The sequence below is a fragment of the Burkholderia aenigmatica genome (genome assembly GCF_902499175.1).
In the GTDB taxonomy this organism is placed as follows: domain Bacteria; phylum Pseudomonadota; class Gammaproteobacteria; order Burkholderiales; family Burkholderiaceae; genus Burkholderia; species Burkholderia aenigmatica.
Map to the genome: position 1 here is coordinate 1 of NZ_CABVQC010000040.1, position 22,392 is coordinate 22,392.

16 protein-coding genes, 2 pseudogenes and 1 riboswitch are annotated in these 22,392 nt (G+C 66.9%); of the genes and pseudogenes, 3 read left to right on the forward strand and 15 right to left on the reverse strand.

Going from position 1 to position 22,392, the window contains the following annotated elements:
* The 4 genes and pseudogenes from BDO18943_RS25540 to BDO18943_RS25555 all read right to left on the reverse strand — a co-directional run.
* Positions 1 to 212: pseudogene (locus BDO18943_RS25540) on the reverse strand (thiamine phosphate synthase); the annotation flags it as partial.
* On the reverse strand, positions 209 to 1,024 hold the full coding sequence (locus BDO18943_RS25545; RefSeq protein WP_043191787.1) for a thiazole synthase: 816 nt from the start codon (positions 1,022 to 1,024) through the stop codon (positions 209 to 211). The gene BDO18943_RS25545 and the pseudogene BDO18943_RS25540, both read right to left, overlap by 4 nt.
* A 38-nt stretch (positions 1,025 to 1,062) precedes the next feature.
* Complete coding sequence (gene thiS, locus BDO18943_RS25550) at positions 1,063 to 1,260, reverse strand: sulfur carrier protein ThiS (RefSeq protein WP_043191789.1); 198 nt, start codon at positions 1,258 to 1,260, stop codon at positions 1,063 to 1,065.
* Between the two features lie 32 nt (positions 1,261 to 1,292).
* Positions 1,293 to 2,429, reverse strand: coding sequence for an FAD-dependent oxidoreductase (locus tag BDO18943_RS25555; RefSeq protein WP_175024555.1), 1,137 nt, complete (start codon positions 2,427 to 2,429; stop codon positions 1,293 to 1,295).
* A gap of 231 nt (positions 2,430 to 2,660) precedes the next feature.
* Positions 2,661 to 2,784, reverse strand: a riboswitch (TPP riboswitch).
* A gap of 269 nt (positions 2,785 to 3,053) precedes the next feature.
* Here BDO18943_RS25555 and BDO18943_RS25560 point away from each other — a divergent pair.
* Positions 3,054 to 4,823, forward strand: coding sequence for an ABC transporter ATP-binding protein/permease (locus BDO18943_RS25560; protein ID WP_175024556.1), 1,770 nt, complete (start codon positions 3,054 to 3,056; stop codon positions 4,821 to 4,823).
* Between the two features lie 25 nt (positions 4,824 to 4,848).
* Positions 4,849 to 5,021: pseudogene (locus BDO18943_RS42735) on the forward strand (short-chain dehydrogenase); the annotation flags it as partial.
* A gap of 199 nt (positions 5,022 to 5,220) precedes the next feature.
* On the opposite strand, the gene thpR reads toward BDO18943_RS42735, so the two are convergent.
* From thpR to BDO18943_RS25585, 5 genes are all read right to left on the reverse strand, one after another.
* Positions 5,221 to 5,787 (reverse strand): RNA 2',3'-cyclic phosphodiesterase, encoded by a 567-nt coding sequence (thpR, locus tag BDO18943_RS25565; protein WP_175024557.1) that lies wholly within the window; start codon positions 5,785 to 5,787, stop codon positions 5,221 to 5,223.
* The gene (locus BDO18943_RS25570) at positions 5,784 to 7,274 is read right to left on the reverse strand and encodes an alanine/glycine:cation symporter family protein (RefSeq protein WP_175024558.1); all 1,491 of its coding nucleotides are present in this window, start codon (positions 7,272 to 7,274) and stop codon (positions 5,784 to 5,786) included. The genes thpR and BDO18943_RS25570 overlap by 4 nt, the downstream gene beginning before the upstream one ends.
* Before the next feature lie 365 nt (positions 7,275 to 7,639).
* Positions 7,640 to 9,106: a glutamate synthase subunit beta gene (locus tag BDO18943_RS25575; protein WP_043191801.1), complete on the reverse strand. Its 1,467-nt coding sequence runs from the start codon at positions 9,104 to 9,106 to the stop codon at positions 7,640 to 7,642.
* An 85-nt stretch (positions 9,107 to 9,191) separates the two neighbouring features.
* Positions 9,192 to 13,895, reverse strand: a complete 4,704-nt coding sequence (locus tag BDO18943_RS25580) for a glutamate synthase-related protein (protein WP_175024559.1) — start codon at positions 13,893 to 13,895, stop codon at positions 9,192 to 9,194.
* A gap of 289 nt (positions 13,896 to 14,184) precedes the next feature.
* A complete protein-coding gene (locus BDO18943_RS25585; protein ID WP_006477151.1) occupies positions 14,185 to 14,898 on the reverse strand; it encodes a transposase in 714 nt (237 codons plus the stop codon).
* A 193-nt stretch (positions 14,899 to 15,091) separates the two neighbouring features.
* On the opposite strand from BDO18943_RS25585, the gene BDO18943_RS25590 reads away from it, so the two are divergent.
* A complete protein-coding gene (locus BDO18943_RS25590) occupies positions 15,092 to 15,823 on the forward strand; it encodes an OmpW/AlkL family protein (RefSeq protein ID WP_175024560.1) in 732 nt (243 codons plus the stop codon).
* Between the two features lie 169 nt (positions 15,824 to 15,992).
* Here the strand turns inward: BDO18943_RS25590 and ugpQ are convergent, their stop codons facing one another.
* The 6 genes from ugpQ to BDO18943_RS25620 all read right to left on the reverse strand — a co-directional run bounded on the left by ugpQ (position 15,993) and on the right by BDO18943_RS25620 (position 22,373).
* Positions 15,993 to 16,763 (reverse strand): glycerophosphodiester phosphodiesterase, encoded by a 771-nt coding sequence (gene ugpQ / locus BDO18943_RS25595; RefSeq protein WP_175024561.1) that lies wholly within the window; start codon positions 16,761 to 16,763, stop codon positions 15,993 to 15,995.
* A gap of 28 nt (positions 16,764 to 16,791) precedes the next feature.
* The gene (locus BDO18943_RS25600; protein WP_175024562.1) at positions 16,792 to 17,877 is read right to left on the reverse strand and encodes a sn-glycerol-3-phosphate import ATP-binding protein UgpC; all 1,086 of its coding nucleotides are present in this window, start codon (positions 17,875 to 17,877) and stop codon (positions 16,792 to 16,794) included.
* 32 nt (positions 17,878 to 17,909) lie between these two features.
* Positions 17,910 to 18,755, reverse strand: coding sequence for a sn-glycerol-3-phosphate ABC transporter permease UgpE (gene ugpE, locus BDO18943_RS25605; protein ID WP_175024563.1), 846 nt, complete (start codon positions 18,753 to 18,755; stop codon positions 17,910 to 17,912).
* Positions 18,752 to 19,636: a sn-glycerol-3-phosphate ABC transporter permease UgpA gene (gene ugpA / locus BDO18943_RS25610; RefSeq protein WP_175024564.1), complete on the reverse strand. Its 885-nt coding sequence runs from the start codon at positions 19,634 to 19,636 to the stop codon at positions 18,752 to 18,754. Before ugpA ends, ugpE begins: the two co-directional genes overlap by 4 nt.
* A gap of 103 nt (positions 19,637 to 19,739) precedes the next feature.
* Entirely contained in the window at positions 19,740 to 21,074 is a 1,335-nt protein-coding gene (gene ugpB, locus BDO18943_RS25615; protein ID WP_175024565.1) for a sn-glycerol-3-phosphate ABC transporter substrate-binding protein UgpB, read from the reverse strand.
* A 90-nt stretch (positions 21,075 to 21,164) separates the two neighbouring features.
* Positions 21,165 to 22,373, reverse strand: a complete 1,209-nt coding sequence (locus BDO18943_RS25620) for a deoxyguanosinetriphosphate triphosphohydrolase (RefSeq protein WP_175024566.1) — start codon at positions 22,371 to 22,373, stop codon at positions 21,165 to 21,167.
* Positions 22,374 to 22,392: the final 19 nt, after the last annotated feature.

Here is a 22,392-nt window from a genome sequence, read left to right on the forward strand (position 1 = left end):
CGCGATGCGGCCGACGCACGCGCCTGCGCGGCGCGGTCGCCTGCCGATACGATCAGCACGTCGCCGTCGGCCGGCGCGTCGGGCACCGCAACGCAGAGCCGCCACGGCGCGGCGCCGCCCGGCCAGTCGCCGAGCCGCACGCGAATCCGTTCGGCCGCTTCGGCCAGTTCGTCGGCCGGCGGCCAGAATGCATCCGCGAAACGCGTGCTCATGCGCCGCCCCCGTCCTGGTGCCAGAACGGCATCCCGACGACCGGGGTGCTCGCGTGCGCGGTCTCGCGCGCGTCCATCGGCCCGGCGAGATACGCGGCACGACCGGCCTCGACCCCCTGCGCAAACGCGCGCGCCATGATCTCGGGGTGCGTGGCCTGCGACACGGCGGTGTTCAGCAACACGCCGTCGAAGCCCCACTCCATCACCTGGCACGCGTGCGACGGCACGCCGAGCCCCGCATCGACGATCAGCGGCACGTCGGGCAGCCGCTCGCGCAGCACACGCAGGCCGTACGGGTTCACGACGCCCTTGCCCGTGCCGATCGGTGCGCCCCACGGCATCAGCGCCTCGCAGCCGACGTCCAGCAGGCGCCGGCCGATCACCAGATCTTCGGTGCAGTACGGCAGCACCTTGAAACCGTCCTTGACCAGTTGCGCGGCCGCTTCGATCAGGCCGACCGGGTCGGGCTGCAGCGTGTAGTCGTCGCCGATCAGTTCGAGCTTGATCCAGTCGGTGCCGAACACCTCGCGCGCCATGTGCGCGGTCGTCACGGCTTCGGCGACGGTCTGGCAGCCGGCCGTGTTCGGCAGCAGCGGCACCGCGTGGCGCTTGAGCAGGTCGAAGAAGCCGGCTTCGGCCGTACCGCCCGTCATCTGGCGGCGCAGCGCGACCGTCACCATCCCAGGCCGCGACGCGGCGATCGAATCGGACAGCGACTGCAGCGACGGATAGCGCGACGTGCCGATCAGCACGCGGCTTGCGAAAGTTTCGCCGTACAGCGTCAACGCGTCGGCGGAGGTGTGGGACGTCATGTCGTTTTCCTGGAAGAGCGGGGACGATCCGGCGGCGCTCAGCCGCCCGCGACGGGGTGCACGACGTCGAGCTTGTCGCCCGCCGCGAGTGCGCGCGCCGCGTGCTGCGTGCGCGCGACGAAGTTGCCGTTCAGCGCGACCGCGTACGGCGGACGCGCGCCGTACGCGGCGAGCGCGTCGGACACCGTTGCGCCGTCGGGCAACGTCAGGGTCTGTTGGTTGATCTGGATATCCATGAGGCTTCGTCGAATTCGGTCGGCGGCGCGCGTCAGGCCGGCTGGCGCGCGTCGTTGCGGTGATGAAGGAGCGTCGGCCAGCGCGCCGCGTCGCGCCACGCGGCAAACGCGCCGGCGTCGCCGAACGTGCCGCCGAGCGCGGCTTCGGCGACCGCGACCGCCGCGTGCGCGACTTCCGGCGCGATCATGAAGCCGTGCCGGTACAAGCCGTTGACGGCGAGCGTCGACGCGCCGTCCCAGATCACCGCCGGGCGATGATCGGGCAGCGTCGGCCGGCACTGCGCATTGAGCTCGAGGATGCGCGCCTCGCCGAACGCCGGATGCACGGAGAACGCCGCGCTCAGCAGTTCGAGCGCGGAGCGCACGCTGACGGGCGACATGTCCTCGCCCTCCACTTCGGTCGCGCCGATCACATAGAGATCGTCCTGCTTCGGTGCGATGTACAACGGGTAGCGCGGATGCAGCAGCCGCACGGGCCGGGTGAGCCCGATGCCGGGCGCGCGCACGCGCGCGACTTCGCCGCGGATGCCGCGCAACGCGGGCAGCGCGGGTTTCGCGCCGAGCCCGCGGCAATCGATCGTGAAATGCGCGGCGGGCAGGTTCGCGTCGTCGATCGTGACGTGCCAGTGCAGGTCGACGCCGCGCTCGGCGAGGCCGGCCGCGAGCGCGCGCAGCGCCTGGCGATTGTCGAGCTGACCTTCGTTCGGCAGCAGCAGGCCGCGCGCGAAGCGACCCGCGAGCACCGGCTCGGCCGCATCGACCTGCGCGCCGGCGAGCGTCACGAACCCGCTGTCGAACAGGTCGGCCGGCGCGTTCGCGCGCACGCGCCGCTCGAACAACGGCGCCTCCGCGCGATCCGCGTGATGCCAGACGACGAGCGTGCCGTGATGCTGGAAGAAGACGGGTTCGGGCAGTTCCGCGAGCCACTGCGGCCAGCGCGCGAGCGACGCGGCGCCGAGCTCGGTGATCAGCAGCTCCGCGCTCGCCGCTTCCGCGAGCGGCGCGAGCATCGCTGCCGCGATCCACGCGGCCGACTGCTCGCCGTCGGGGCCGCCGCGCTCGTAAAGCGCGACACGATGCCCGTCGCCAGCGAGCCGCCATGCGATCAGGCGGCCGACGAGGCCGCCGCCGAGCACCGCGAAGTCGGGGCGGGAATCCCGGGTGTTCATCGCGCACCCTCCGCGCAAGCGCGCACGACGAACGTCGATGCGCACGCACACGCGCCGCCGTGCGCGAACGCACGCGACATCGGGCCGGGAACCATGCAAAAGACTGAAGATTGTGCGGTCATCATTCCTTCCGTAACGCGCAAAGCGCGTACCCAAAAGGACGAAACCGGCAGCAAAGGCCGGCCGGGCGGGACAAGGGCGCTGACCATGTGGGATGGCAGCCAGCGCGACCCGGCGGGATCAGAAACTTCCCTCGCCGGTATTACCCGGATCGGGTGCGAAGGGTCTTTCTCAGCCTCATCGCGCTGGCTGGAACATCTGCCGGCCGCGCCACAAAGCACCCCTGTTTCGTCGTCGGCCATTAGACCATAAAAGCGGAAAGCGCCGCAAACTGTCCCCCTTGCGGCAAATTCGCCGTCGTGCCGCGCCGCTCTGGCACAATGCCCGCAGGCCGGCCGCGCGAGCGGCCGGTTGCCGCGTCACCGCCGGCCTTAAGTGCCGTTTAAGACGCGCGGGCGACCATCCGGACGCCCGCCGTCAGTCGGCGCCGCGTCCCGGCATGCCGTATCGCGGCGCGCGCCCGGCTTCGCCCGGCCCGCGCGCCGGCTACTCATCAGGAAGCACATGACCCAATCGATCGATCCCGTCCGCTCCGCCTCCGACGCGCCGCAGGACGAGCGCCCGGTATCCGCATGGAGCCTCATCAAGCCCTACTGGGTATCGTCCGAATGGAAAATCGCATGGGGCCTGCTGGTCTCGATCATCGCGATCAACCTCTGCGTGGTCTGGATCAACGTCCGGCTGAACAAGTGGAACGCGGAGTTCTACAACGCGCTGCAGTCGAAGGACGTCCACGACTTCCCGAACCTGCTGATGCAGTTCTCCGCGCTCGCGTTCGCCTTCATCATCCTCGCCGTATACGGCCGCTACCTGCGGCAGATGCTCGGCTTCCGCTGGCGCCAGTGGCTCACCGACCGCTTTCTCGGCCAGTGGCTCGGCGATCGCGCGTTCTACCGGATCGAACGTGACCGCCTCGCCGACAACCCCGACCAGCGGATCACCGACGACCTCCAGTCGTTCGCGACGACCACCCTCGCGCTGTCGCTCGACCTGCTGTCGACGGTCGTCACGCTCGTGTCGTTCATCACGATCTTGTGGTCGCTCGCCGGCGCGCTGACGATTTCGCTGGGCGCGACGCCGATCGCGATCCCCGGCTACATGGTGTGGGCGGCCGCGCTGTACGCGGTGATCGGCTCGCTGATCATCCAGAAGGTCGGCCATCCGCTCGTGTCGATCAACTACCAGCAGCAGCGCGTCGAGGCCGACTTCCGCTTCGGGCTGATCCGCGTGCGCGAGAACGCCGAGCAGATCGCGTTCTACGACGGCGAGAAGACCGAGACCGGCAACGCGCAAAACCTCTTCATGCGCATCCGCGACAACTGGTGGCGCGTGATGAAGTACACGAAGCGACTCACGTTCGTGCTGAGCTTCTACGGGCAGATCGCGATCATCTTCCCGCTCGTCGTCGCCGCGCCGCGCTATTTCGCGGGCGCGTTCTCGTTCGGCGTGCTGATGCAGATCTCGTCCGCGTTCGGCACCGTCAGCGATTCGTTCTCGTGGTTCATCAACAGCTACTCGACCCTCGTCGAATGGCGCGCCACCGTCAACCGTCTGCGCGAATTCAAGCGCGTGATGGGCACGTCGCACCTGAAGGAAAGCCTGTCGCCCGCGACCGAGCACGGCGGCATCAACCTGCACTACGTCGACGACACGACGCTGTCGACGTCGTCGCTCAAGCTCGCGCTGCCGAACGGCAACGCGCTCGCGAACATCGGCAGCGTCACGATCGAGCCCGGCTCGCGCTGGCTCGTGATCGGCAAGTCGGGTTCCGGCAAGAGCACGTTCATGCGCGCGCTCGCGGGCCTGTGGCCGTTCGGCGACGGCGCGATCGATGCGCCGGTCGGCGCGCGGATGATGTTCGTGCCGCAGACGAGCTATCTGCCGATCGGCACGCTGAAGGCCGCGCTCACCTATCCGGCGACGGCCGACGCGTTCAGCGACGAAGCCTGCCGCGACGCGCTGCGCGCATGCCGCCTCGAGGATTACGTCGAGCGCCTCGGCGAGACCGCGCACTGGACCCGCGTGCTGTCGCCGGGCGAACAGCAGCGCCTGGCTGGCGCACGCGTGCTGCTGCACAAGCCCGACTTCCTGTTCCTCGACGAAGCGACGAGCGCGCTCGACGCCGACAACGAGGCACGCCTCTATCACCTGTTCGCCGAACGGCTGCCGAAGGCCGCGATCATCAGCATCGCGCACCGCGAGTCGCTGGCCGCGTTCCACGTCGGCACGATCAACGTCGAGCGCGTGAACGACAGCGACAAGGTCGCCGCGTAAGCGCACGCACCGCGCGCGGAGCGCGCTGATCACCGGCGCCGGTTCGGGGATCGGCGCGGCGTGCGCGCGGCGGCTCGCGGCGCCCCGCATGGCATTAGCGCTGCACGCGCCCGGCGCGCCGAAGTCGCCCGCGCGTACACCACGGCCGGCGCGGCATGTGTCACGCTCTCCAGCGATCTCGGTGAGCCCGGCTGGGCGATGTCGATAGGGTCGGGGAACGTGGTGGCGGATCTCGTCACCGGGAGAGAATCTAAGCTCGGTCCATCGGGATTGACGCTCGCCCGCCACGGGTAGCAGGCCGGACGTCGCGCGACGTCGCCGAACCGATGCAGCGGCAAGCCCGCCTGCCGCATGACAAGGATGGCGGCCGGCCTTCGCCGGGCCTCGCCGAAGCGGCTCAACCCGCAGCCGCGCCGTCCGCCCGTGCAATCGGCGCCGACACGATCGGACGATGCGACACCCCTTCGTGCGACAACCGGCTTTCGAACAGCGTGAGCGCGTCGAACCGCAGCGCGACCGGCCGCTTCACCGCACCGCCGTGCGCCGGCTGCCCGACCGCATCGTGCGGCAGCCGGGCGAGCGTCACGTGCGGACGGAACGGCCGCCGGTCAGCCGGCACGCCGAGCTCGCGCAGCTTCGCGGACAGCGCGACATTCAACGCCGCACACGCCGGCTCGACGGCCAGTTCCGCGACGATCAGCCGCGCGCGCGGCAGGCTCGGCCACCACGCGATCCGTTCGACCGGCACCAACGGCAGCGCATGCGCGGCCGCGAGCGCCGGCAGGTATGCGGCCAGCGCGTCGCAGCACGCCCGCTCGATCGCGCCGACGAACGCGAGCGTCACATGCAGTTGCGCGGGCAGCGGACGCCGCGCGCCACGGGTAACCGGCAACGCGTGCAGCGCGTCGCGCGATGCCACATCGGGCATCAGCGCGACGAACACGCGCAGCCGGTCGCCGTTCATGACTCGCGCACCACCGCACGCGGCACGCTGTCGGCATCGACCACGGCCGGACGCTGCGGCAGCGGGCCATGCTCGCCCCACACGTCGGTCGGCAGCACGTTCGCGAGTTCCGGAATCGTGTTGCGCGTGAACACCGGATCGGCAACACCTGCCGCGCGCTGGCGGCGATAGTCGGCCCACGCGGCGTGCGCATACTTGCCGAGCGCGAGGATCGCGATCAGGTTGATGATCGCCATCAGCCCCATGCTCGTATCGGCCATCGCCCACACGAGCGGCAGTTGCCCGACGCTGCCGAACATCACCATGCCGAGCACCGCGATGCGGAACAGCGGCAGCACGCCGCGCCGCTTCGTGATGAATTCGACGTTGCCTTCCGCATAGGCGTAGTTGCCGATCACCGACGAGTATGCGAAGAAAAAGATCGCGAACGCCATGTAGATGCCGCCCCAGCCGCCGACGTGGCTCGCGATTGCGCGCTGCGTGAGCGCCGCGCCTTCCATGCCGGTGCCCAGTTCGTACTGGCCCGACAGCAGGATCACGAAGGCGGTCGCGCTGCAGATCACGATCGTGTCGACGAATACGCCGAGCATCTGGATCAGCCCCTGCACGACCGGATGCCGCGTGCTGGCGGTCGCCGCCGCATTCGGCGCACTGCCCATGCCGGCCTCGTTCGAGAACAGCCCGCGCTTCACGCCCATCGCGACCGCCTGGCTGACCGCATAGCCCGTCAGGCCGCCCGCTGCCTGCTCGAGACCGAACGCGCTCTTCACGATCAATTCGATCACGCCCGGCACCAGCGCGATGTGCGTCGCGACCGCATAGACCGCGAGCGCGAGGTAGCCGATGGCCATCAGCGGCACGATCACCTGCGCAACCGCCGCGATCCGACGGATCCCGCCGAAGATGATCGGCGCGGTCAGCAGCACGAGCCCAAGACCGACGCTCGCGCGGCTCCAGCCGAACGACGTGTCGAACGCATCGGCGATCGCGTTGGCCTGCACCGCGTTGAACACGAAGCCGAACGCGAGGATCAGCGACAGCGAGAACAGCACGCCGAAGCCGCGCGAGCGCAGGCCCGTCTGGATGTAGTACGCGGGGCCGCCGCGATAGCTGCCGTCCGGGTGTGACACCTTGAAGATCTGCGCGAGCGTCGCCTCGACGAACGCGGACGACATCCCGACGAGCGCCGTCATCCACATCCAGAAAATCGCGCCCGGCCCGCCGACCGTCAGCGCGACCGCGACGCCGGCGATGTTGCCGGTGCCCACGCGGCTCGCGAGCCCGGTCGCGAACGCCTGGAACGACGAGATGCTGCCCGGCTCGCCCTTGCTGCCGACCAGCTTCATGCTGAGGAACAGCGCCTTCAGCTGGATCATCCGGAACCGCAGCGTGAACCACGCGCCCACGCCGAGCAGCAGCGCAATCAGCACGTAGTTCCACAACACGCCGTTGACGGCGTCGATCAGCCCTTGCGCGAGTGCTTCCATCCAGAATCCTTGTAAATAGGGTCAGTCATATGTGATGGCCGCTCGCTTCACGGCCGGAGGGGCGACATGATATGACAATTTGCAAGGATCATTACAAAACGAAAGATTTGAGATGCCGGGAAATCGCCGCCGGATGTGATCAGATTAGGCGACGCTTCGCGAAATTGCGGGGGCACCAGGATCTCGAAGCCGCGACACCGGGCCATGTCGCGATGCGCGCGGCGCGGTAGCAGCGCGCCGAAACGCCGGGCGCTCGCCCGCTACGGAGCGCGCTGCGCACGCGCGGTACGACACCGAATCGCACGCATAAAAAAACCGGGCGCCCTTTCGGACGCCCGGTTTCTACGACGGCTACCGACCTGCGCTTATCGCGGCAGGCTCGAATGCCCCATCAGGTACGCATCGACCGACCGCGCACACTGGCGGCCTTCGCGGATCGCCCATACGACGAGCGACTGGCCACGGCGCATGTCGCCCGCCGCGAACACCTTGTCGACCGACGTGTAGTACGAACGATCGCCTTCGGTCGCAGCACGTGCGTTGCCGCGCGCGTCCTTCGCGACGCCGAACGCTTCGAGCACGGGTGCCGCCGGCTGCGTGAAGCCCATCGCGAGCAGCACGAGGTCGGCCTTCATCTCGAACTCGGAGCCCGGCACTTCCTGCATCTTGCCGTCCTTCCACTCGACGCGCACTGCGATCAGCTTCTCGACCTTGCCGTTCTTGCCTTCGAGGCGCTTCGTCGCGACCGCCCAGTCACGCTCGCAGCCTTCCTCGTGCGACGACGACGTGCGCAGCTTGATCGGCCAGTACGGCCACACGAGCGGCTTGTTCTCTTCTTCCGGCGGCTGCGGCAGCAGCTCGAACTGCGTGACCTGCTTCGCGCCGTGACGGTTCGACGTACCGACGCAGTCGGAACCCGTATCGCCGCCGCCGATCACGATCACGTGCTTGCCCTTCGCGAGCAGCTGGTCGACCAGCTTGTCGCCCGCGTTCACGCGGTTCTGCTGCGGCAGGAAGTCCATCGCGTAATGAACGCCCGCGAGTTCGCGGCCCGGCACCGGCAGGTCGCGCGGCGTTTCCGAACCGCCGGCGATCACGACCGCATCGAATTCTTCCTTCAGCGTCTCCGGCGAGATGGTTTCCTTCGCGAGGCTGCCGATCGACTCGGGCAGCGGATCCTTGCCGATGAACACGCTGGTGCGGAACGTCACGCCTTCCGCTTCCATCTGGCGCATGCGGCGGTCGATCAGCCACTTCTCCAGCTTGAAGTCGGGAATCCCGTAACGCAGCAGGCCGCCGACGCGATCGTTCTTCTCGAACACCGTCACGTCGTGGCCGGCACGCGCGAGCTGCTGCGCGGCGGCGAGGCCTGCGGGGCCCGAACCGACGACCGCGACCTTCTTGCCCGTCTTGTGCTCGGCCGGCAGCGGCTTCACCCAGCCTTCCGCCCAGGCCTTGTCGATGATCGCGTGCTCGATCGACTTGATGCCGACCGGATCGTCGTTGATCCCGAGCGTGCATGCCGACTCGCACGGCGCCGGGCAGATGCGGCCCGTGAATTCCGGGAAGTTGTTGGTCGAGTGCAGGACTTCGATCGCCTGCTGCCAGTCCTGGCGGTAAACGAGATCGTTGAAGTCCGGAATGATGTTGTTGACCGGGCAGCCGTTGTTGCAGAACGGGATGCCGCAATCCATGCAGCGCGCGCCCTGGACCTTCGCGTCCGCGTCGGTCAGTGCCGCGACGAATTCCTTGTAGTGCTTCACGCGCGTGAGCGGTGCTTCGTACGCCTCGTGGCGGCGTTCGAACTCCAGAAAACCGGTTGCCTTGCCCATAAGGTGCTCTTCTGTTCGGTGTATCGGGTGGGGGAGCCGCGCGCGGCAATCATGCGCGCGCGGCCTTCGCTATGTCGTTCGTCGCTCAGGCGGCCAGCACTTCCTTCGCCGCCTTCTTCGCACCGATCTCGCCCAGCGCGCGCTTGTATTCGTGCGGGAACACCTTCACGAACTGGCGGCGCGCCGCGTCCCAGTTTTCCAGCAGCGACTTCGCGCGCGGCGAACCCGTGAACTGGAAATGACGCTCGACGAGCCCCTTGAGCAGCGCTTCGTCCGTCGTGCCCGCATGCCAGAGCGCGCGGTCGACCGTGCGCTCCTGCTCGGCCTGCTGCAGCACCGGCTCGAGCGCGACCATCGCCTTGTTGCACTTCGCCGCGAACGTGCCTTCCGGATCGTAGATGTACGCGAGACCGCCCGACATGCCGGCCGCGAAGTTGCGCCCGGTCTCGCCGAGCACGACGACCGTGCCGCCCGTCATGTATTCGCAACCGTGGTCGCCCGTGCCTTCGACGACCGCCGTCGCACCCGAGTTGCGCACGCAGAAGCGCTCGCCCGCGACGCCGCGGAAGAACGATTCGCCTTCGATTGCGCCGTACATCACCGTGTTGCCGCAGATGATGTTTTCCTCGGACTTGCCGCGGAAGTCGTTGGTCGGACGGATGATGATCCGGCCGCCCGACAGGCCCTTGCCGACGTAGTCGTTGCCGTCGCCGACGAGGTCGAGCGTCACGCCCTTCGCAAGGAACGCGCCGAAGCTCTGGCCGGCCGTGCCCTTCAGCTGGATGTGCACCGCGTCGTCGGCCAGGCCGTCGTGGCCGTGCTTCTTCGCGATCACGCCCGACAGCATCGCGCCGACCGTCCGGTTCACGTTGCGCACCGGCTGGATGAACGACACATGCTCGCCGTTCTCGATCGCGGCCTTCGCCTTCTCGATCAGCACGTGGTCGAGCGCGCGCTCGAGGCCGTGATCCTGCACGTCGACGTGACGCGGCGCGACGTCCTCGCACTCTTCCGGCTGGTAGAACACGCGCGAGAAGTCAAGGCCCTTCGCCTTCCAGTGCTCGATGCCCTTGCGGGTGTCGAGCAGGTCGGCGCGGCCGATCAGATCGTCGAACTTCGCGACGCCGAGCTGCGCCATGATCTCGCGCACTTCCTCGGCGACGAAGAAGAAGTAGTTCACGACGTGCTCGGGCTGGCCCTTGAACTTCGCACGCAGCACCGGATCCTGCGTCGCGACGCCGACCGGGCACGTGTTCAGGTGGCACTTGCGCATCATGATGCAGCCCTCGACGACGAGCGGTGCCGTCGCGAAGCCGAATTCGTCCGCGCCGAGCAGCGCGCCGATCACGACGTCGCGGCCCGTCTTCATCTGGCCGTCGGCCTGCACGCGGATGCGGCCGCGCAGGCGGTTCAGCACCAGCGTCTGCTGCGTTTCGGCGAGGCCGAGTTCCCACGGCGTGCCCGCGTGCTTGACCGACGACAGCGGCGACGCGCCCGTGCCGCCGTCATGGCCGGCGATCACGACGTGATCGGCCTTCGCCTTTGCGACACCGGCCGCGACCGTGCCGACACCCACTTCCGACACGAGCTTCACGGAGATGCTCGAGCTCGGGTTCACGTTCTTCAGGTCGTGGATCAGCTGCGCCAGATCCTCGATCGAGTAGATGTCGTGGTGCGGCGGCGGCGAGATCAGGCCGACACCCGGCACCGAGTAACGCAGCTTGCCGATGTACTCGGACACCTTGTGACCCGGCAACTGGCCGCCTTCGCCCGGCTTCGCGCCCTGCGCCATCTTGATCTGGATCTGGTCGGCCGATGCCAGGTACTCGGCGGTGACGCCGAAGCGGCCCGACGCGACCTGCTTGATCTTCGAGCGCAGCGAATCGCCGTCCTTCAGCGGAATGTCGCTGACGATCTCGTCGCCGATCACCGACTTCAGCGTCTCGCCGGCCTTGATCGGAATGCCGCGCAGTTCGTTGCGATAGCGCTTCTGGTCCTCACCGCCTTCGCCGGTGTTCGACTTGCCGCCGATCCGGTTCATCGCAACCGCGAGCGTCGCGTGCGCTTCGGTGCTGATCGAACCGAGCGACATCGCGCCCGTCGCGAAGCGCTTGACGATGTCCTTCGCCGATTCGACGTCGTCGATCGGGATCGCCTTGGTCGGCTCGACCTTGAACTCGAACAGGCCACGGAACGTCATGTGACGCTTGGTCTGGTCGTTGATCAGGTGCGCGTATTCCTTGTACGTCTGGTACGAATTGCTGCGCGTCGCGTGCTGGAGCTTCGCGATCGAATCCGGCGTCCACATGTGGTCTTCGCCACGCACGCGGTACGCGTACTCGCCGCCCGCGTCGAGCATGTCGCGCAGGACCGGGTTGTCGCCGAACGCATCGCGGTGCAGGCGGATCGCTTCTTCCGCCACTTCGAACAGGCCGATGCCGCCGACCTTCGACGCGGTGCCCTTGAAGTACTTCTCGACGAGGTCGCTCGACAGGCCGAGCGCTTCGAAGATCTGCGCGCCCGTGTACGACATGTACGTCGAGATGCCCATCTTCGACATCACCTTCTGCAGGCCCTTGCCGACCGCCTTCGTGAAGTTGTAGACGGCCTTCTCCGGCGACAGGTCGCCCGGCAGCCCTTCGGCCATCTTCGCGAGCGTTTCCATCGCGAGGTACGGGTGCACGGCTTCCGCGCCGTAGCCCGCGAGCAACGCGAAGTGGTGCGTTTCACGTGCGGAGCCCGTCTCGACGACGAGGCCCGTGCTCGTGCGCAGCCCTTGCTGGACGAGGTGCGAGTGGATCGCCGACGTGGCGAGCAGCGCCGGAATCGCGACATGCTCGGCGTCCGTCTTGCGGTCCGACACGATCAGCATGTTGTAACCCGACTTCACCGCGTCGACGGCTTCCGCACACAGCGACGCGAGGCGTGCCTCGATGCCTTCCTTGCCCCAGGCAACCGGGTAGCAGATGTTCAGTTCGTACGCGCTGAACTTGCCGCCCGTGTACTGGTCGATCGCGCGGATCTTCGCGATGTCCTTGAAGTCGAGCACCGGCTGCGACACTTCGAGACGCATCGGCGGGTTGATGTTGTTCGTGTCGAGCAGGTTCGGCTTCGGGCCGATGAACGACACGAGCGACATGACCATGTTCTCGCGGATCGGGTCGATCGGCGGGTTCGTGACCTGTGCGAACAGCTGCTTGAAGTAGTGATAGAGCGTCTTGTTCTTGTTCGACATCACCGCGAGCGGCGAATCGTTGCCCATCGAACCGACGGCTTCCTCACCCTGCTGCGCCATCGGCGCCATCAGGAACTTCAGGTCTTCCTGCGTGTAGCCGAACGCCTGCTGGCGGTCGAGCAGCGCGGCGCCCTGCGTGCGGCCGGCCGCGACTTCCTCGGCCTTCGGCTCGATCTCGTCGAGCTTGATGCGCACGGCGTCGATCCAGCTCTTGTACGGCTTCGCGTTCGCAAGGTTGTCCTTCAGTTCCTTGTCGTCGATGATGCGGCCGTGTTCCATGTCGATCAGGAACATCTTGCCCGGCTGCAGACGCCACTTCTTGACGATCTTCGATTCGGGGATCGGCAGCGTGCCGGCTTCCGACGCCATGATGACGAGGTCGTCGTCGGTGACGAGGTAGCGCGCCGGGCGCAGGCCGTTACGGTCGAGCGTCGCGCCGATCTGGCGGCCGTCGGTGAACGCGATCGCGGCCGGGCCGTCCCACGGCTCCATCATCGCGGCATGGTATTCGTAGAACGCGCGGCGGTTCTCGTCCATCAGCGTGTGCTGTTCCCACGCTTCCGGGATCATCATCATCACCGCGTGCACGAGCGGGTAGCCGGCCATCACCAGCAGTTCGAGACAGTTGTCGAACGACGCGGTATCCGACTGGCCCGGGTAGATCAGCGGCCACAGCTTCGGCAGATCGTCGGCGAGCACGTGCGACGCGATCGCGCCGGTACGCGCGTTCAGCCAGTTCACGTTGCCCTTCACGGTGTTGATCTCGCCGTTGTGCGCGATCATCCGGTACGGGTGAGCCAGCTCCCACGCCGGGAACGTGTTGGTCGAGAATCGCTGGTGCACGAGCGCGAGCGCCGACACGACACGCGTGTCCTGCAGGTCGCGGTAATACACGCCGACCTGGCCCGCGAGCAGCAGCCCCTTGTAGACGATCGTGCGCGCCGACATCGACGGCACGAAGTATTCCTTGCCGTGCTTGAGCTTCAGCGCCTGGATGCGGTGGCTCGCCGTCTTGCGGATCACGTACAGCTTCCGCTCGAGCGCGTCCGTCACCATGATGTCCTTGCCGCGGCCGATGAAGATCTGGCGGATCAGCGGCTCGCTCGCCTTCACGGTCGGCGAAATCGGCATCGCATGGTCGACCGGCACGTCGCGCCAGCCGAGCACGACCTGGCCCTCTGCCTTCACCGTCCGCTCGAGCTCCTGCTCGCACGCGAGACGCGATGCGTTTTCCTTCGGCAGGAAGATCATGCCGACCCCATATTCGCCGGCCGGCGGCAGCATCACGCCCTGCTTCGCCATTTCCTCGCGATAGAACGCGTCGGGGATCTGGATCAGGATGCCCGCGCCGTCGCCCATCAGCGGATCGGCGCCGACCGCGCCACGGTGATCGAGGTTCTCGAGGATCTTCAGACCCTGCTGAATGATCTCGTGGCTCTTCTTGCCCTTGATGTGAGCGACGAAGCCGACGCCACAGGCGTCGTGTTCGTTTTGCGGGTCATACAGACCTTGTGCGGCGGGCACCGCGGCGAGCGGCTGCTGGTGGTCGTTCATGGGGACACCGTCGTAAAGGGGGCCTGGAGGCCGTTGAACCATTTTCTTGTTGCCATCGTTCCCGCTCCCGACGGGAGACGGCGCGGCCGACAGTGGATGGGCAAGCTTCGCCCGGGCCACCGGAATTCGGAATATACGCGACGAATCAAAGGAATAGCAACAAAAACCGTTTGATAGAACCCCATTTAAATGGATGCCTCGATCTGGTGCCATTTTATTGGGGCCGTATCATTTTAGTGCAAAAAGAAGCGGCGCCCGCAGCGCCGCCTCCTGAACCGTCGTTCCCGGATTACTGCTGGATCGGCGGCGTGTTTTCACGCACCTTTCTGGGGCGTCCGCGCGGCAGCGGCGACACGCGCCGGTTCGCGGTACGCGCCGCCCACTCGCGATAATTCTCGCCGCCGAGCACCCAGCCCTTCAACGTCGCCTGCTGCAACTGGTCGGCCTGCCGCTCGTCGAGCGGCTGCTCGCACAGCTCCTTGTACGCGCGCTGGCGGTCGAACGGCGTATTGCCGAGCGCCCAGTAGAGCGGATGGTCGGTGATCAGGCTGTCGACGGTGAGCCCGACGTGATGCCGGTAGCTCGACCAGCGATAAGCCTCGGGCGTCGCGACGAGCTGCGCGCGCACCGGGCTCATCTCGACCACGCGGCTCGCGAGCAGGAAATAGCGCTCGCCTTCGATGACCGTCGCGCGGTAACGGCCTTCCCACAGGGTGCCGCGCCGCGAATAGCGCCGGTTGAAATGCGCGACGTAGCGCCGGCCGACAGCCTGCATCGCTTTCGGCAGGCTCGCCTCGTCGCTCGGCGTCACGAGCAGTTGCACCTGGCGCGGCAGCAGCACGTAGGCGTGCACCGACAGGTGATGATCGCGCGCGGCGGCCTTCAGGCAATCGATGAAGAGTTCGTAGTCCTGGTCGTCGACGAACGCGGGTTGCTGATCCAGGCCGCGCAGTATCACGTGCTGCGGCTGGTCGGGAACGTAGAGTCGTGCTAACCGTGCCATGCTGAATGTCCGTTTGAACGCGTTAGGAAATACCCGGGGGTCCGATAGTGCGCACCTGCGTAGAATGCCTGTCCCGACAGGGCGCGGAAGCGTACGGTCGTACTAATCCTAGGGTGAAAACTCTAACTTACGAGCTTGTTTGGTTTTAAACGCAGTCGTCATAATGAGCACGCCTTAGATCGGAGGAGACACAATGAAACGAAAACTGGCCATTACGGGGGCTGCAGCGCTCGCATTCACGTTCGCGGGCGGTACGGCACATGCACAATCCGCAGGTGATTTCTACGTCAGCACCGGCTGGCTGCACCTCGCGCCGCAGGACAGCAGCGACCCGCTGTTCGTCTACGGCGTAGGCGGCACGCCCGTCAACCAATCGGTTCCCAACACGGGCGCCGGCATCAGCGACGCCGACACGCTCGCACTGGCGACCGGTTACTTCGTGACCGACCACATCGCCACCGAGTTCATCGCCGGCATTCCGCCGAAGTTCGACATCACCGGCAAGGGCCAGTTCGCGAATTTTGGTACGCTTGGCCGCGCGTACCAGTGGAGCCCCGCGCTCCTCCTCAAGTACTACTTCAACGACGCCAACGCGAAGTTCCGTCCGTATGTCGGCGTCGGCGCAACGTATATCTGGTTCACCGGCGCGAAGATCACGAACAGTGCGTTCGAAAACGGCGTGCTCGGCGGCCCGACCACCGCCCAGACCAGCAACCAGTGGGCGCCCGTGTTCAACGCCGGCTTCACGTACAACTTCACGAAACACTGGTTCGCCGGCTTCTCGATGTCGTACATCCCGGTCAGCGTGACCGCGACCTTCACGACGGCCCGCCGGACACCGGTCGGCACGCTGACGGAAACGTCGAAAGCGAAGATCTCGCTCAACCCGATCGTGACGTACCTGAACGTCGGTTACCGCTTCTAAGCGTAGTCGAATATTTGGGGAATGGTTAATCCTGCTGCAATTTGTAGCGGATTTTTCCTGGCGTAACGTCTCCACGATGCAAAACGCCCCGGCGGGAATCCCGCCGGGGCGTCGTTTTTTCGCGTCAGGCACGTTCTTGCAAGGGCTGGGCCGGGCGCTGAAGCGGCTGCTAGACGATGTCGATGTCGTCCAGCGCATCGGGGGCAATCAGGTCGATGCGGTCCGTGCAGACCGCATCGACGCCCCAGCGCGCGAGTTCGCGCGCCCGTTCAAGGTCGTTCACCGTGTAAACCAGGATGCGCAGCCCGGCCGCCTTGATCGCGCGCACGAGCGGTTCGTCGAGCCGGCTGTGGTCTGCATGCAACGATCGGCAGTCGAGCGCACCGACGACCTGCGCATGCCAGTCGTCCGGCACGGCCTCGTAGAGCATCCCGCGCGGCAGCGCCGGCACGGTCGCGCGCGCCTGCTGCAGCGCATCGAACGAGAACGACGACAACAGCGGTGGGACCGCGGCATCGCGCCAGTACGTGGCCGCGTCGGCCGCCACGCGCTGCCCGGTCTCGCGCTCGCGTCCCGGGCACGGCTTGATCTCGACATTGGCGGTCAGCCCGTGGGCAAGGCAGCGCGCCGCCGCGGCCTCGAGCGTCGGCATCCGCTCGCCCGCGAAGCGCGCGTCGAGCCACCCGCCCGCGTCGAGCGCGGCCAGCGCGTCATAACGCATGCCCGCCGCCGCGCCATGACCGTTCGACGTGCGGTCGACCGTGTCGTCGTGCAGCAGGAACGTCACGCCGTCGGCCGACAGCTTCGCGTCGAACTCGACCATCCGGTGGCCACGACGCGCGCCTTCGTCGAGCGCGGCGAGCGTGTTCTCCGGTGCGAGCGTGCCGCCGCCGCGATGGGCGACGACGCGCGGATACGGCCAGTCGGTACGGGTTGTCATCGTCGGTCTCTCGGCAGGTGCAGCAGGTTCAGGCGGCACGCTTGCCGGTCTCGGGATCGAAGAAGTGCAGCCGGTGCGCCGGCAGCGCGGCCGCCAGCGCCGTGCCGCGCGCGGGGCGGTCTGCGTGCGGCAGGCGCACCGCAACGTCGTGATTGCCCCAGCGGCCGTGCGCGAGATTGTCCGCGCCGAGCAGCTCGCACGAATCGACCGGCAGCGTCGCCTGCGCGACGCCCGGCTGCGGCGTCATGTGTTCGGGACGCACGCCGAGCACCCAGTCGCGCCCGGTGGCGATCGCCGTCCCGATGCCGGGCGCGCCGGCAACCGGCAGCGCGGGGCCGCCGCCTGCAACCGTAAATGTCGCGCCGTCGTCCGACAGCCGGCCGTGCATCAGGTTCATCGCGGGCGAGCCGATGAAGCCCGCGACGAACACCGTCGCCGGCTTCTCGTACACGTCGACCGGCGCGCCGATCTGCTCCGCATAGCCGCGGTTCATCACGATCACGCGCTGCGCGAGCGTCATCGCCTCGATCTGATCGTGCGTCACGTAGACGCTCGTCGTCGCAAGCCGCGCATGCAGCCGCTGGATCTCGAGCCGCATCTGCACGCGCAATTTCGCGTCGAGGTTCGACAACGGCTCGTCGAACAGGAACACCGACGGCTCGCGCACGATCGCACGCCCCATCGCGACGCGCTGCCGCTGGCCGCCCGACAGCTCGCGCGGCCGCCGCGCGAGCAGCGGCTCGAGTTCGAGGATCTTCGCGGCCGCGGCCACCCGCGAGTCGATCGTCGCGCGCTCGAGCCCGCGGATCTTCAGCCCGTAGCCCATGTTCTGCGCGACCGTCATGTGCGGATACAGCGCATAGTTCTGGAACACCATCGCGATGTCGCGATCCTTCGGCTCCAGCGCGTTGACCACGCGCTCGCCGATCGCGATCTCGCCATCCGTCACCGTCTCGAGCCCCGCGATCATCCGCAGCAACGTCGACTTGCCGCAGCCCGACGGGCCGACCAGCACGATGAATTCGCCGTCCGCGATCTCCACGTCGATGCCGTGCAGCACGTGCTGCTTGCCGTCGTAGGATTTCCTGACGCCCTTCAAGCTCAACGCAGCCATACCTGGTCCTTCTCCCGGTTACCGTCCGTTGTTTATTTCTCGGAATCGACGAGGCCGCGCACGAACCAGCGCTGCATCGCCAATACGACGACGAGCGGCGGAATCATCCCCAGCAGCGTCGCCGCCATCACGTATTGCCATTCGGTCGCGGCGTCGCCGCTCGCGATCATCGTCTTGATACCCACCACCGCCGTCGACAGCGATGCCTCCGTCGTGATCAGGATCGGCCACAGATACTGGTTCCAGCCGTAGATGAACGTGATCACGAACAGCGCCGCGATACTCGTCTTCGACAGTGGCAGCACGACGTCACAGAAGAACCGCAGCGGCCCCGCGCCGTCGATGCGCGCGGCATCCATCAGCTCGTCGGGCAGCGTCATGAAGAACTGGCGGAACAGGAACGTCGCGGTCGCCGACGCGATCAGCGGCAGCGTGAGCCCCGCATAGGTGTTCGTCAGGTGCAGCGTCGACACGACCTGCACGGTCGGGAAGATCCGCACCTCGACCGGCAGCATCAGCGTGACGAAGATCAGCCAGAACGCCGTGTTGCGGAACGGGAAGCGGAAATAGACGATCGCGTACGCGGACAGGATCGACACCGCGATCTTGCCCACCGCGATGCCGAGCGCCATCGCGAAGCTGTTCACGAGCAGGCGGCCGAACGGCGCCGTCGTACCGCCGCTGCCGTGCCCCCAGATGTACGCGACGTTCTCGAACAGGTGCGTGCTCGGCACCAGCGACAGCGGCACCGTGAACACTTCCTGCGCGTTCATCGTCGCCGCGCAGAACGCGACGTAGACGGGAAACACGATCAGCACGACACCCGCGATCAGCACCGCGTGGCAGAACAGGTCGAAGCCCTTGCGATTCTCGATCATGCGTATTGCACCCTGCGTTCGACGAAGCGGAACTGGATCACCGTGAGCCCGACGACGATGATCATCAGCACGACCGACTGCGCGCCCGAGCTGCCGATGTCGAGCCCCTGGAAGCCCTCCGCGAAGATCTTGTAGATCAGCGTCTTGGTGCTCTGCGCCGGGCCGCCGCCGGTGGCCGCGTCGATCACCGGGAAGGTGTCGAAGAAGGCGTACACGAGGTTCACGACCAGCAGGAAGAAACTGGTGGGCGACAGCAGCGGCAGCACGATGTTGAAGAAGCGCCGCACCGGCCCGGCGCCGTCGATCGCCGCCGCCTCGATCAGCGAGCGCGGAATCGCCTGCAGGCCTGCGTAGAAGAACAGGAAGTTGTAGCTCACCTGCTTCCACACCGACGCGAGCACGACCAGGAACATCGCCTGGCCGCCGTTCAGCGCGTGGTTCCACACGATGCCGCTCTTCGCGAGCGCATAGGTGATCAGGCCGATGCTCGGATTGAACAGGAACGCCCACAGCACGGCGGCGATCGTCGGCGCGACCGCATACGGCCAGATCAGCAGCGTGCGGTACACGCGCGCACCGCGGATCACGCGGTCGGCGCACGCGGCGAGCAGCAGCGATACGACGAGCCCGCTCACCGTAACGAGCGAGCTGAACACGAGCGTCGTGCGGAACGAATCGAGATACAGCGGATCGGCAAACAGGTGCGTGAAGTTCGCGAGGCCGACGAATTCGCTCGACGTGCCGAACGCGTCCTGCATCTGCGTCGACTGCCACAGCGCGACGCCGGCCGGCCACAGGAAGAACACGGCGGTGATCGCGAGCTGCGGTGCGATCAGCAGGTACGGCAACAGGCTCGTGCCGAAACGGGAACGGGATTGCATCGCGGAGATCCGGTCAGACGTAACGGAAAGGGGGGCGTGCCGCCAGCCGGCGCGTGCATCCGTACAGGATGCGATGCGGCCGGCGACACGGTGCGATGCGGGCTCAGCCGCCCGACTTCTCGAAGCGGCGCAGCAGTTCGTCGCCGCGCGAAGCTGCGGAATCGAGCGCATCCTTCGGCGACTTCTTCTGCGCCCAGACCTGCTCGAATTCCTCGTCGACCACCGTGCGGATCTGCGGCATGTTGCCGAGGCGCAGCCCCTTCGTGTACGGCAGCGGCGGCTTGTTCAGCATCTGCTTGATCGCGGTTTCGGCGCTCGGGTTCTTCGCGTAGAAGCCCTGCTGGCGCGTCAGGTCGTACGCGGCCGTGGTGACCGGCAGGTAGCCCGTGTCCTGGTGCCACTTCGCGGCGACGGCCGGCGAGGCCAGGTACGCGAGGAATTTCGCGACGCCCTTGTAGGTCGCCGGATCCTTGCCGGCCAGCACCCACAGGCTCGCGCCGCCGATGATCGCGTTCTGCGGTGCGCCCTTCACGTTCGCGTCGTACGGCATCATGCCCGTGCCGTAGCTGAACTTCGCGAACTTCTGCACGTTCGCGAGCGCGCCCGACGTCGTCGTCATGATCCCGCAGTCGCCGCTGTAGAACTTCGCCGACGCTTCATCCTTGCGGCCCGCGTACGTGAACGTGCCGTCCTTCGCCATCTGCTGCAGGAACGTGACGTGCGCGATCTGCTGCGGCTTGTTGAATTCGAGCACCGCGTCGGTGCCGTCGAAGCCGTTGTTGCGGCTCGAGAACGGCAGCCCGTGCCACGCGCTGTAGTTCTCGAGCTGGACCCAGCCCTGCCAGCCGGTCGTGAAGCCGCACGCCATCCCCGACTTGCGCAGCTTCTCGGCATCGGCCTGCACGTCTGCCCACGTCTTCGGCGGCTGGTTCGGATCGAGCCCGGCCTTCTTGAACGCGTCCTTGTTGTAGTACAGCACCGGCGTCGAGCTGTTGAACGGCATCGACACGAGATGACCCGTCTTCGCGTCGCTGTAGTAGCTCGCGATGGTCGGCACGAACGCCTTTTCGTCGAGCGGCACGCCGGCCTGCTTGAACACGTCGTAGACGGGCACGACGGCCTTCTTCGCCTGCATCATCGTGGCCGTGCCGACTTCATAGACCTGGAGGATCGCCGGCGCGTTGCCGCTACGATAGGCGGCGATGCCGGCCGCGAGCGCCTGGTCGTAGGTGCCCTTGAAGACCGGCACGATCTTGTAGTCGCTCTGCGACGCGTTGAACTGGTCGGCGATCGCATTGACCCGCTCGCCGAGCGCGGCCTCCATCGCATGCCAGAACTGGATCTCCGTCGCGGCGAACGCCACGTGCTGCGCCCCGAACATCAGCGCGCCGCCGAGCGCGATCGAACGAACCATGGTCCCCGCAGGCTGCTTCTTCATCGATCTCTCTCCTATGAAAACGTTACCAACAGCGTGTGCAACATTCCCGTCGCCATTGAACCGGCGAAGTCTAGTGATCGTTTGTGACAGTCAGTTGTCGCTGATGACGAACAGGCGCTGGTACTCCTTCAGCGCGAAGCGGTCGGTCATGCCGGCGATGTAGTGCGCGACGAGACGCGGCTGCTGTGCGGCGTCGTCGGACTGGTATGGCGGCGGCAGCAAGCGCGGATCGTCGATGAACGCATCGAACAACCCGGTGACGACGCGTTGCGCCTTGCTCGCCATGCGCATCACCTTGTAGTGGCGATAGAGGTTCTTGAAGAGGAAGCGCTTGAGGGCGGCCGCCTGGGCGGCGACCGTCTCGCTGTGCGACACGAGCGGCGGCGCGGTGCGCACGTCGTCGAGCGACGCGGGCGCGACGCGCGCGAGGTTGCGCGTCGTCTCGTCGATCAGGTCGACGATCAGCGTGTTGATGATGCGGCGCACCGTCTCGTGCACGAGACGACGGCCTTCGAGGTGCGGGAATTCGGCGAGCGCCGCCTCGTAGTGGCGCTGCCACAACTCGACTTCCGCGAGCTGTTCGATCGTGACCAGACCGGAACGCAGGCCGTCGTCGACGTCGTGGTTGTTGTAGGCGATCTCGTCCGCGATGTTGGCAAGCTGCGCTTCGAGCGACGGCTGGCGGCCCTGCAGGAAGCGCTCGCCAAGCGCGCCGAGCTTGCGCGCATTCTCGCGCGAGCAGTGCTTCAGAATGCCTTCGCGCGTCTCGAAGCACAGGTTCAGCCCGTTGAACGCGCCGTAATGCTCCTCGAGCTCGTCGACGACCGCCAGGCTCTGCAGGTTGTGCTCGAAGCCGCCGTGCTCGCGCATGCAGGCATTCAGCGCGTCCTGCCCCGCATGGCCGAACGGCGTATGGCCGAGATCGTGCGCGAGCGAGATCGCCTCGACGAGATCCTCGTTCAGGCGCAGGTTGCGCGCGACCGAGCGTGCGATCTGCGCCACTTCGAGGCTGTGCGTGAGGCGTGTGCGGAACAGGTCGCCTTCGTGATTGACGAAGACTTGCGTCTTGTATTCGAGCCGGCGAAATGCGGTCGAATGAACAATGCGGTCGCGGTCGCGCTGGAATTCGGTGCGCGCCGCCGGCGGTGTTTCCGGATGGCGACGGCCGCGCGACTGCGATGCGTGAGCGGCATACGGAGCGAGATGGGCTTCCAGCGCCGCCAGTGTCGGCGGCTCGGCCACCGGCGCAGTGGATGCGCTGCCGGCTTCGTGCAGTGTGCTGCTGGATGTCTCGCTCACGTCTCCTCCATGTCAGGGG

Coding starts and splice junctions, on each gene's coding strand:
- BDO18943_RS25545 (WP_043191787.1), bottom strand. CDS start 1,024: ATGACGTCCCACACCTCCGCCGACGCGTTGACGCTGTACGGCGAAACT.
- thiS (WP_043191789.1), bottom strand. CDS start 1,260: ATGGATATCCAGATCAACCAACAGACCCTGACGTTGCCCGACGGCGCA.
- BDO18943_RS25555 (WP_175024555.1), bottom strand. CDS start 2,429: ATGAACACCCGGGATTCCCGCCCCGACTTCGCGGTGCTCGGCGGCGGC.
- BDO18943_RS25560 (WP_175024556.1), top strand. CDS start 3,054: ATGACCCAATCGATCGATCCCGTCCGCTCCGCCTCCGACGCGCCGCAG.
- thpR (WP_175024557.1), bottom strand. CDS start 5,787: ATGAACGGCGACCGGCTGCGCGTGTTCGTCGCGCTGATGCCCGATGTG.
- BDO18943_RS25570 (WP_175024558.1), bottom strand. CDS start 7,274: ATGGAAGCACTCGCGCAAGGGCTGATCGACGCCGTCAACGGCGTGTTG.
- BDO18943_RS25575 (WP_043191801.1), bottom strand. CDS start 9,106: ATGGGCAAGGCAACCGGTTTTCTGGAGTTCGAACGCCGCCACGAGGCG.
- BDO18943_RS25580 (WP_175024559.1), bottom strand. CDS start 13,895: ATGAACGACCACCAGCAGCCGCTCGCCGCGGTGCCCGCCGCACAAGGT.
- BDO18943_RS25585 (WP_006477151.1), bottom strand. CDS start 14,898: ATGGCACGGTTAGCACGACTCTACGTTCCCGACCAGCCGCAGCACGTG.
- BDO18943_RS25590 (WP_175024560.1), top strand. CDS start 15,092: ATGAAACGAAAACTGGCCATTACGGGGGCTGCAGCGCTCGCATTCACG.
- ugpQ (WP_175024561.1), bottom strand. CDS start 16,763: ATGACAACCCGTACCGACTGGCCGTATCCGCGCGTCGTCGCCCATCGC.
- BDO18943_RS25600 (WP_175024562.1), bottom strand. CDS start 17,877: ATGGCTGCGTTGAGCTTGAAGGGCGTCAGGAAATCCTACGACGGCAAG.
- ugpE (WP_175024563.1), bottom strand. CDS start 18,755: ATGATCGAGAATCGCAAGGGCTTCGACCTGTTCTGCCACGCGGTGCTG.
- ugpA (WP_175024564.1), bottom strand. CDS start 19,636: ATGCAATCCCGTTCCCGTTTCGGCACGAGCCTGTTGCCGTACCTGCTG.
- ugpB (WP_175024565.1), bottom strand. CDS start 21,074: ATGAAGAAGCAGCCTGCGGGGACCATGGTTCGTTCGATCGCGCTCGGC.